Origin of the sequence: Vibrio sp. 10N.222.52.B12, assembly GCF_002875385.1 — a bacterium.
Classification (GTDB): Bacteria; Pseudomonadota; Gammaproteobacteria; order Enterobacterales; family Vibrionaceae; genus Vibrio; species Vibrio jasicida.
On the sequence record NZ_MDAW01000156.1, the window covers coordinates 1 to 10,098 of the forward strand.

10 protein-coding genes are annotated in these 10,098 nt (G+C 45.7%); 6 read left to right on the forward strand and 4 right to left on the reverse strand.

Annotated features, from left to right (window positions below; genetic code table 11):
* Positions 1 to 82: 82 nt before the first annotated feature.
* On the reverse strand, positions 83 to 337 hold the full coding sequence (locus BCT11_RS24435) for a CG2 omega domain protein (protein ID WP_102389510.1): 255 nt from the start codon (positions 335 to 337) through the stop codon (positions 83 to 85).
* 97 nt (positions 338 to 434) lie between these two features.
* A complete protein-coding gene (locus BCT11_RS24440) occupies positions 435 to 3,212 on the reverse strand; it encodes an insulinase family protein (protein WP_102389511.1) in 2,778 nt (925 codons plus the stop codon).
* A gap of 376 nt (positions 3,213 to 3,588) precedes the next feature.
* Between BCT11_RS24440 and sixA the strand changes: the two genes are divergently transcribed.
* Positions 3,589 to 4,053 (forward strand): phosphohistidine phosphatase SixA, encoded by a 465-nt coding sequence (gene sixA, locus BCT11_RS24445; RefSeq protein ID WP_102389512.1) that lies wholly within the window; start codon positions 3,589 to 3,591, stop codon positions 4,051 to 4,053.
* A gap of 102 nt (positions 4,054 to 4,155) precedes the next feature.
* Here the strand turns inward: sixA and smrB are convergent, their stop codons facing one another.
* Positions 4,156 to 4,686 (reverse strand): endonuclease SmrB, encoded by a 531-nt coding sequence (gene smrB, locus BCT11_RS24450; protein ID WP_038871353.1) that lies wholly within the window; start codon positions 4,684 to 4,686, stop codon positions 4,156 to 4,158.
* A gap of 61 nt (positions 4,687 to 4,747) precedes the next feature.
* Here smrB and prmB point away from each other — a divergent pair, with 61 nt between their 5' ends.
* Positions 4,748 to 5,680, forward strand: coding sequence for a 50S ribosomal protein L3 N(5)-glutamine methyltransferase (gene prmB, locus BCT11_RS24455; RefSeq protein WP_038871350.1), 933 nt, complete (start codon positions 4,748 to 4,750; stop codon positions 5,678 to 5,680).
* Between the two features lie 224 nt (positions 5,681 to 5,904).
* Positions 5,905 to 6,990 (forward strand): chorismate synthase, encoded by a 1,086-nt coding sequence (gene aroC, locus BCT11_RS24460; RefSeq protein ID WP_042606319.1) that lies wholly within the window; start codon positions 5,905 to 5,907, stop codon positions 6,988 to 6,990.
* A gap of 84 nt (positions 6,991 to 7,074) precedes the next feature.
* Here the strand turns inward: aroC and BCT11_RS24465 are convergent, their stop codons facing one another.
* Positions 7,075 to 7,698, reverse strand: coding sequence for a trimeric intracellular cation channel family protein (locus BCT11_RS24465; RefSeq protein ID WP_009707348.1), 624 nt, complete (start codon positions 7,696 to 7,698; stop codon positions 7,075 to 7,077).
* Positions 7,699 to 8,025: 327 nt separating this feature from the next.
* Here BCT11_RS24465 and BCT11_RS24470 point away from each other — a divergent pair, with 327 nt between their 5' ends.
* From BCT11_RS24470 to BCT11_RS24485, 3 genes are all read left to right on the forward strand, one after another.
* Positions 8,026 to 8,556 (forward strand): elongation factor P hydroxylase, encoded by a 531-nt coding sequence (locus BCT11_RS24470; RefSeq protein WP_045397873.1) that lies wholly within the window; start codon positions 8,026 to 8,028, stop codon positions 8,554 to 8,556.
* A gap of 279 nt (positions 8,557 to 8,835) precedes the next feature.
* A complete protein-coding gene (locus tag BCT11_RS24475; RefSeq protein WP_005433127.1) occupies positions 8,836 to 9,099 on the forward strand; it encodes a YfcL family protein in 264 nt (87 codons plus the stop codon).
* Positions 9,100 to 9,275: 176 nt separating this feature from the next.
* A complete protein-coding gene (locus BCT11_RS24485; protein WP_102389513.1) occupies positions 9,276 to 9,800 on the forward strand; it encodes an NADPH-dependent FMN reductase in 525 nt (174 codons plus the stop codon).
* The last annotated feature ends 298 nt before the right edge of the window (positions 9,801 to 10,098 follow it).

Here is a 10,098-nt window from a genome sequence, read left to right on the forward strand (position 1 = left end):
ACTTATCTCAGGACGGGACACCGCTCAAAAATAGAAAGGCTTGCGTGATGCAAGCCTTTTTTGTGTTTGAGAATGTGAGACGTTATTTCTTCTTGTCTTTTTTGTCCTTGTCGTGACCTTTGCCTGGGTTGTTATCGCCGTGGACACTAGAATTACCCTTGTGGTCTTTGTCATGCTTCCCCGATGAGCAGTCATCAGATTTTATCGATACATTGTCACCATCAAGGCGCAAACAGTCGTCACTTAGCTCGAAATCATCACCTTTGATAGTGATATCAGCGTAAGCAGCAGGTGCAAGTGGCATTAGTACAGCAGCAATTAAAAGTAGCTTTTTCATGTATTCCTCGTGTTTGCGTATTTATTGAACAAGGTAATTACAGCATAAACTAAATTACTACTTTTACCATTTTATGCCATTTCTACCATTCTTTCTCTCATCCGAGACCGAAGTCTTTCGGGCGTAATTGAAACTCTTCAATCGATCCAATTTCTAAACCAAGATTAACTCGCGGAGCATCTGCGTGTGCTATACCTTGCGAGTGCATGACCAAACGGTTTGCTGTACGCGGTTTTAACTCGTTGACAACAAAGCGGATCATATCGGTACGAGTAAGCCCTTTAAGCTCTTCTAGTACCTTTTCACGTTGATTGAAATCCGTGTCTTTGTTGCCAATAGCGACCCACAAGCGCTGAGCTCTACCACGCAATGTTGTGTCGGGCGTTGCTATTTGATTCCATAAACCTCGCTTGCTGCTGTGCCACTGGTATTCATTTAGCTCTAGCAATACCATGTAGAAAGCGTTCAAAAACTCATCAATTGATGTAACCAATTCAGCGGGAGCGGCATTTGGAGACTGAACGTACAGCACAATACCTGGATGGCGATTGAGAGGCATATTTCCCGTACCGACCATATAGCCAAGTTGCTGCTTGGTGCGGATTTCATGGAAGAAGGTCGCCGACATCAGATGGTTAGCCAGTGTATACAAGGCGATATTGCGTGGCTCGATATCTTCACATTGGTGGTAAATCACCACCGCGGAATCTTGCTGATTACAGTGGACTTCACGTTGGAAACTACCATTTTCGCCAAGCATGACCAACGGGCGGAGTGCCTCTTCGTAGCGTTGTTCTTTTACTCTAAGGGCATCTTTCAACGTTGTTGCCATCTCTTTTGCGTGCTGACGCTGCCAGTCGCCGTAAACGAACATTTCTACATGCAACTCGGCCAAAATTGATTCAACAAACACCGACAGTTCATCCACTTCTATTTCTTCCAGCGCTTCAACGAGTGTTGCGAAAGGCGGATTGTTGGGTTGAAGAAGACCAGTCAGTGCATTGAATAGCTGCGAAATAGGGCGGTCCTGAGATGAGTTTCGCCAATTACGTAATAGTTGTTGTTTGATGGTTTCGAATCGAGCAGGGCTGAACTCACGTGCCGCGAAGCGATGCAGAATCATTTCTAACAGCTGAGGCAATTTCTCGCTAAAACCTGATAGCGTCAGAGTAACACCACCTTGGTGAGCGTACATGTTGTAACCCATACCTGCGATTTCAGCTTGATAGGTCTCTTTCGCTAATGAATCAAGGAACATCTCAACACATAGGCGTGTTTTCACGATGTTTTTCGGTGAAGCGACGGCGTGCGAGCTGTCGATAGCGACATACACGACGCCTTTTGGCACTCGGAATTCGTCATCTTGCAAATGCCATAAACGGAAGCCTTCGACATCTTCCACTAATTCTGGCAATGAGCCACCATTTTCAAACGGTTTTGGATCGAGCTCGTAGCAAATGTATGGGTTCTTTTCTGGGAGAACGAATTGCCAACTAGGATCGATTTGTTGATATAAACGACGTTGTTCATCGTTGAATGGATGCACTGAGTAGGGCGTGAAATACCATTCTGCGGTTTGGTTGTACTCTAATCCTTTGGCAATCAGAGTCACACGAACATTTTCGATGTTGAGGTAGTGCAATAAAGAGCGTTGTAGCTCTTCATCATACCCTGTCATTTTGTAGTCACCGTAAACCGTGTCTTCCGGCAGATAGTGCTGCATGTTGATCACAAGGTGGCTGACCAAATCCATCGGACGAGATGGCTCTTGAAAGCGGAAGGCAGACTCCAGCACTGCTTGTTTTTCAAGGTAACGCCATTCATCCATCCCATCTTGTTTGATCATAGACAGGTACTGGAATACGGCTTGAATGATGTTATCGACATAATCCAAGCCATCTTGGGTCAATGTGCAGCTGACTGTGAAGTCTCGGTAATTGCTGCCGCTTGCACCTCCTCCGGCAGATAAGGATGTAATCCAACCTTTGTTTTTCAGCTCTAGCATCAAACTGCCTTCGCCTTCATAACCCAACAAATGCGCAAAGTAGGAGAGGGGTTTCGCGCCGTAATGCACATCCATCCCTGGCATCGGGAAGGTTAAGATCAGTTTACGAAATTCTTTAATCGGTTCGACTTGAACCAAAATGCCGGTGCTGTCTTCGTTACCTATAGGTACATCAATCGATTTTCCGTGTAATTGATGATTTGGAATGTCAGCAAACATGGTTTCTACCCAAGCTTGCTGTTCATCAAGAGATTGAGGACCAAACAAGGTCAATGTCATCAAATCAGCAGAATATTGCAAGTGGTGAAACTCGACTATCTCGTCGCGAATCGATTTGCCATCGCGATCGCCGAGGGTTTCCAAGTTGCCGACAGAGAACTTAGAAAACGGATGATCAGGGTTGATGACCTCTTTGTTTACTTGATATAGACGGCGAGAATCGTCGTTCAGTTTGAGCTTGTATTCGGAGTCGACAGCTTGGCGCTCTTTGTCTAACGCTTCTTCATTAAACAACGGTGCGGTGAAGAATTGGCTGAAACGGTCAAGCGCGGTTTCAAACGCTGTGGGGGTGACGTCAAAGAAGAAACAAGTATGCTCTGTTCCCGTCCAAGCGTTATTTGTGCCACCGTGTTGACTAATATAACTTTGAAACTCGCCAACTTTAGGGTATTTTTCCGTTCCCAAAAAAAGCATGTGTTCTAGGTAGTGTGCCAGACCTTGACGATCATTTGGGTCATCAAAGTGTCCAACATTTACTGCCAAGGCTGCTGCCGACTGTTGAGCGGTGTCGGAGTGGATCAGCAACACGCGCAGTGCATTACTCAAGGTAATGTAGCGGTATTGATTTGAATCGTTTGGACTTAAGTGCACGATGCGTCTCCAGATTTCGCATTACAGTAATGATGAACCCCGAATGGGGCGGCGCAAAGTTTGCGCTTCGACAAATACTGCTTGCCGTATTTTTGTTATTCGTAAGAGTACTGCATAAGCCCAATAGCCAATGCTATGGGGTTCGAGCTATTTGAAGGAATGCACTGAGTTCATAACTTCATCGTAGAATGTGATGAACTGAGTCTATTCTTTTTAATAGATTGTTAAGAAAGTCGCTATCTTTAGCAAGCGAATTGGTATAATGAACCGATAATTATATCAGTATTTTTGTTTCGACATTATTAAAGTTAGCCCGCTATCCGTATAAAGATAGCAGTCAACCTTTTGGTAGCGTTAGCTATCCCTAGGAAATAACATGAAAATATTTATCTTGCGTCACGGTGAAGCGGAACATTTCGCGGATACCGATGCAGAAAGACAACTGACCCAAAGAGGCAGAACTGAATCGGAAGCAGTTGCCCGAGCATGTAAAGAGCAAGGTTTTGCTCAATTCGATAAAGTGCTAGTCAGTCCATACATCCGAGCGCAACAAACATGGCAAGAGATCAGCGTCCATTTCTCGGCGAAAAGTATTGAGACTTGTGAAGACATCACGCCATACGGTCAATCGGACCATGTATTTGATTTTGCCAATGCATTGATTGAGGTTGAGAAGTTGGAATCACTTCTGTTTGTGTCGCACTTACCGCTGGTGGGGTATCTCACTTCTGAGTTTGTGAAAGACATGACACCACCGATGTTCCCAACATCTAGCTTGGTGTGCATTGAATACGATCCGCAAACACAACGCGGTGAAGTGTTGTGGCATATCATGCCATAGAACACTCGCTCTCGGGATCACGACTCGAGAAAAACAAAAAGGCAGGGTTAACCTGCCTTTGTCGTTCTTGTTCGTCAGCGAAACACTTTCGCAGTCGGTGGCTTATTTCTCTGGAATAGACAGTAATACCAGTAGCGCACCGTCTCCGCCAAACTCTAAAGGCGCTTGGTGGAATGCCATCACGTCTGGGTGTTGAGCAAGCCACAGCGGTGCTTTCTGCTTCAAGATGTGCTTACCAATGCCGTGTTGAACACACGCACAGTGGATTTCGTTTTTGACACAGTAAGCGATCATCGCGCCGAGCTCTCGCTTAGCTTCCAGTTGGGTCATACCATGCATGTCTAGGAAAACATCAGGTACGTATACACCACGGCGCAGACGTTTCACTTCATAAGTTGAGACATCATCACGCGCGTAGCGAGTTGGTCCATCCGCATTTAAGAGCGGGACAAACTCATCGGAAAAGTAAAACTCAGAATCACTCGCTTCACGGTTTGAGCGCGTGATTTCTTTTTGCTTAGTATTTTTTTTTGGTTGCTGGATTATGGTATCCTGTCGCAACTTTTTTACGCCCTGTACTGCATCCTTAAACAAGGCGAAATCGTCATCGTGTTCGGTGTCTTTTTTGCTCATTAGGTAAACAATTTCATTTTTACAATTTATGGCAGTATTGTAGCGCTTTTCGGAGGCAATTTTGGATAAGATTTTTGTAGAAGAGGCGGTATCGGAACTGCATACCCTTCAAGATATGATTCGTTGGACGGTCAGCCGCTTTAACGCCGCTAACTTGTTTTACGGTCATGGTACTGATAATGCGTGGGATGAAGCGGTTCAGCTTATCCTGCCGACATTATACTTGCCGATTGATGTGCCTCCGCATGTATTGAACTCTCGCCTAACGACAAGCGAGCGTCTACGTATTGTTGAGCGCGTAGTAAAACGCATCAACGAGCGTACACCAACTGCATACCTAACGAACAAAGCATGGTTCTGCGGTCTTGAGTTCTTTGTTGATGAGCGTGTACTTGTGCCACGTTCTCCAATCGGTGAATTGATTCAAGCGGAATTCCAACCTTGGTTGGTGGAAGAGCCAACTCGCATCATGGACCTATGTACGGGTTCTGGCTGTATCGCGATTGCTTGTGCGCACGCTTTCCCTGAAGCAGAAGTCGACGCGATCGACATCTCTACAGACGCTCTACAAGTGGCTGAACAAAACGTACAAGATCACGGTATGGAGCAGCAAGTGTTCCCAATCCGTTCAGATTTGTTCCGTGATCTGCCAAAAGAGAAGTACAACCTGATCGTCTCTAACCCACCTTACGTGGACGAAGAAGACATGAACAGCCTACCAGACGAGTTCACTCACGAGCCTGAGCTAGGTCTAGCTGCGGGTACTGACGGTCTAAAACTGGTTCGTCGTATTCTTGCCAACGCTCCAGACTACCTAACAGAAAACGGTATTCTTATTTGTGAAGTCGGTAACTCGATGGTTCACATGATGGAACAGTACCCTCAGATCCCATTTACTTGGGTCGAGTTCGAGAACGGCGGTCACGGCGTATTCATGCTAACACGTGATCAGTTAGTTGAATGTGCAGAAGAGTTCAAACTGTACAAAGACTAAGTCTGTCTAAGCAAACCAGTCGAACAAACAATGAAAACACCGAGCCCAGTGCTCGGTGTTTTTTTATCCGCTTCGCAGTGAGCTTGAAAATTCAGGCTGATTTGTTTTTTCCGCCAAAACGGGCTTTACATCAAAACGTAATACCGCCACTATGAATTCACGAAGAATTGATAAGCAGTTGCGCTCCCACAGTTCGAGCGTGGCGACAATAATTTGAGGAAGTAATGGCAGGAAACAGTATCGGACAACATTTCCGAGTGACGACATTCGGGGAAAGTCACGGTATCGCACTAGGATGTATCGTAGACGGATGCCCTCCAGGTTTGGAAATCACTGAGGCAGATCTGCAAACGGATCTCGACCGTCGCCGTCCTGGCACATCACGTTACACCACACAGCGTCGTGAGCCGGACGAAGTAAAAATTCTTTCTGGCGTATTTGAAGGTCAAACTACAGGTACTTCAATTGGTTTGATGATTGAGAACACTGACCAGCGTTCTAAAGACTACTCAGACATTAAAGACAAGTTCCGTCCAGGACATGCTGATTACACTTACCACCAAAAATACGGTGTGCGCGATTATCGAGGTGGCGGCCGTTCGTCTGCTCGTGAAACGGCAATGCGTGTGGCGGCTGGTGCAATCGCTAAGAAATACCTGAAAGACGAGTTCGGTGTAGAAATCCGTGCTTACTTGTCGCAAATGGGTGACGTTTCAATCGATAAAGTGGATTGGAATGAAATCGAAAATAATGCGTTCTTCTGCCCAGATGCAGACAAAGTAGAAGCATTTGATCAACTTATCCGTGATCTGAAAAAAGAAGGCGACTCCATTGGCGCAAAAATTCAGGTTGTGGCAACGAATGTACCTGTTGGTCTTGGTGAGCCAGTATTTGATCGTTTAGATGCAGACATCGCACACGCGCTAATGAGCATCAATGCGGTGAAAGGCGTGGAAATCGGCGACGGTTTTGACGTGGTAAACCAAAAAGGCAGCGAGCATCGTGATACGCTTTCTCCAGAAGGCTTCGGCAGCAACCACGCAGGCGGCATTCTGGGCGGTATCTCTACCGGCCAAGAGATTGTGGCAAACATCGCGCTTAAGCCAACCTCAAGCATTACGGTTCCAGGCGAGACTATCACTAAAGAAGGTGAACCAACTCAGTTGATCACTAAAGGTCGTCATGACCCATGTGTGGGTATCCGCGCCGTGCCTATCGCGGAAGCGATGCTGGCTATTGTCGTTATGGATCACTTGCTACGTCATCGTGGTCAAAACCATGGCGTAAAAACCGAGACTCCAAAGATTTAAGTTTGAAACTTAACTCGATAGAAACGCAAAAGGCTGCTCAGTGAGCAGCCTTTTTAATAGGGTTTCAATTGGTTTCGAATCCAATTAGTGAATCGAACCTTCGGTTTCCAAGTGGAATGAAGGTAAGCGCCATTTGAATCGAACTGCAGCCATACGGAGCATATAGCCAGTAATCAGAGTCACAATCGTCGCGGTTACGTCAGGTACGTTGAACTCAAGTAAAGCTAAGTACAAGCCCGATGCAATAAGTGCCACAGAGGCGTAAAGCTCTTCATGCAACACAAGCGGTGTTTGACGACAAATCAAATCGCGTAGCAGACCGCCAAATACACCAGTGACTAGTGCAGACACCATACAAATGCCAGGGTGTAAGCCCATGCCAATCGCTACCTTGGTACCGATGATGCTAAATACGATCAAGCCCAGCGCATCCAAACGGATAAATAGCCCTTTGAATTTAATCACCCATTTCGCTAAGCCAGTCGTCAGTACACCAGCTACACAAGTGATTGCCAAAAACTCGGGATTTTTCACCCAACCTAGTGGGTAGTGGCCAAGAAGAATGTCGCGCACCGTACCGCCGCCAATAGCCGTTGCACTCGCTACCAACATAACACCAAACCAATCCATTTTTCTTCGGCCGGCACTCAATGCACCAGTCATGGCTTCAGCCGTGATACCAATGATGTACAACACACTTAGCAGCATAAGGGGACACTCAAATAAAAGGGCTCTGTCATGGTCCTTGAGATTAAGGAAAACAGCAGCAAAACTTACCAACAAGATTTAAACCTTGGGGAGAGGCTTAAACCCAAAAGAATCTCGCTTCAAGTGGCGTTGAAGTCGCCATCGTTAAGCGTAAAAATAAGGCGTGAGTGTAGTGGGAAATGTGATCTGTGACGAATGAGAAATTGTATGGAGAAAGCGACTTTCAGATTAACTCAGCTAATAACCAAACATGTTGTGTGGCTTTACCTGTGTAAGAAAAACAGCGACAATGCGCACCGCATATCAATTTGACGTACAGAATCGATGATGAACCACGAATATCAAGACCTTATCGCTATTTTTAATGACACATTTCTTGAGCCTTTTAACACTGAGTTAGAGCTAGGCGGCGATGAGCCAATTTACTTGCCAGCAGATGAAGAACATCCGCATCATCGGATTATTTTTGCTCGTGGCTTTTACGCGTCAGCGCTGCACGAGATTGCCCATTGGTGCGTAGCAGGACCAGAGCGTCGTTTGCTGGAAGATTTTGGTTATTGGTACGAACCAGATGGTCGTACAGCAGAGGTTCAAGCTGAATTCGAAAAAGTGGAAATTCGCCCTCAAGCTTACGAGTGGATTCTAGCAAAAAGTGCTGACTTCCCTTTTAACGTCAGTTGTGACAATCTACACGGCGATTTTGAACCAGATCGTCTTGGTTTTATGCACAAAGTGCACAATGAAGTAATGGGTATTCTAGAAAACGGTCTTCCGCCTCGCGTGAAAATGCTATCGGATGCGTTGCGTGCCTTTTACCAAACCAAGCCGCTGGAAACGTCTGACTTTATACCCAAGTAATTTCAAGTTACGGGTTCAGAGCAATTTCACTGATTCGAGTTCAAGGAAAGCTTTGCCGTGTAATAGAGAGCCTATTCCCAAAAAGCTTGACGTAGAAATCGTTTCAGTGAAATGCTCCCGAAGGGCGAGTTATCTTGGCTTGCAGACATTGTTAATGATTTTTGATTTAGAACCACTAGATCTTTAAATCATTGCCGCGCCTGCAAACCAAGTTATTCTCGCTGAACCCTGCCACTTGAAGTTTCTGGGTATACCCTTAAATAACCTCAGAGAAACGCCATGATTATTGAATTTGAAGAAAAACTACTAGAACTGATTGATGCTCGCATTGAAACAGCATCGGATGATGAACTGTTTGCTGGTGGTTATTTACGTGGTCACATTTCTCTGTCTGCTGCGGCGTGTGAAGAAGAAGGCATTAACGATGTGACTGAGCTTAAATCTCGCATCGAAAACAGTCTTGAAGAAGCACGTTCAGAACTAACGCCAGCTGATCGCGTGATCGTGAGCGATCTATGGCAAGAGCTTCAAGCGCAAGCTTAAGTCTCATTCAGTTATATATGCTTCGATTGGCAGCTCTAAGTTTCTGGTTGAAGCAAAAAGAGTTGAAATAAACTCCTTCGAAATTTTCGAATCTCTCCTTAAAATTTTTGTGGTTGTAGCACACTCGTTCACCTTTTACTCTTGTTAGTACAAAACGTGAACAAAGGATTACAACCATGAAAATTATCGCATTCGGCGCTTCTACTAGCTCTACCTCTATCAATAAAACCCTTGCGACTTACGCTGCTAACCTTGTCGAAGGTGCAGACGTGCAAGTGTTAGACCTCAATAGCTACGATGTTCCTTTGTTCAGTGAAGACAAAGAGAAAGAAATCGGTCAGGCGGAAGGCGCAAAAGCGTTTCTTGCAGATATCGCAACGGCGGACGCTTTGGTGATTTCTTTTGCTGAACACAACGGCTCTTACCCAGCAGCGTATAAGAATCTATTCGATTGGGCGACACGTATCGATCGCAATGTATTCCAAAATAAACCGGCGGTGTACTTAGCGACTTCACCTGGCCCTGGTGGTGCACAAACGGTACTCGCTGCGGCGACAGGCTCTGCACCTTACTTTGGTTCTGAAGTGAAAGCATCGCAATCTATTCCAAGCTTCTACGATAACTTTGATTTGGAAGCGGGTGAGTTCCGTAATGCTGAAATTGCAGATCAGGTGAAAGCGGCCGTGGCGGCATTGAATTAAAAAAACTTGTAACCCCCTCTAACTCCCCCTTGGAAAGGGGGAGGACGAATGCGGAGTTCATAACTTGCTCCTCCACTTTTTTAAAATGAGGCTAGGAGTGGTTGTTTGTTTTGAGAGCAACCCCCTCTAACTCCTTCTTGGAAAGATGGATGGACTAAAGCGGGTTAAGAACTTGTTCCTCCCCTTTTTAAGGGGAGGCTAGGAGGGGTTCTTTGTTCTTAGAGCAACCCCCTCTAACTCCCCCTTAGAAAGGGGGAGGACGAATGCGGAGTTCATTACTTGCTCCTCCACTTTTTTA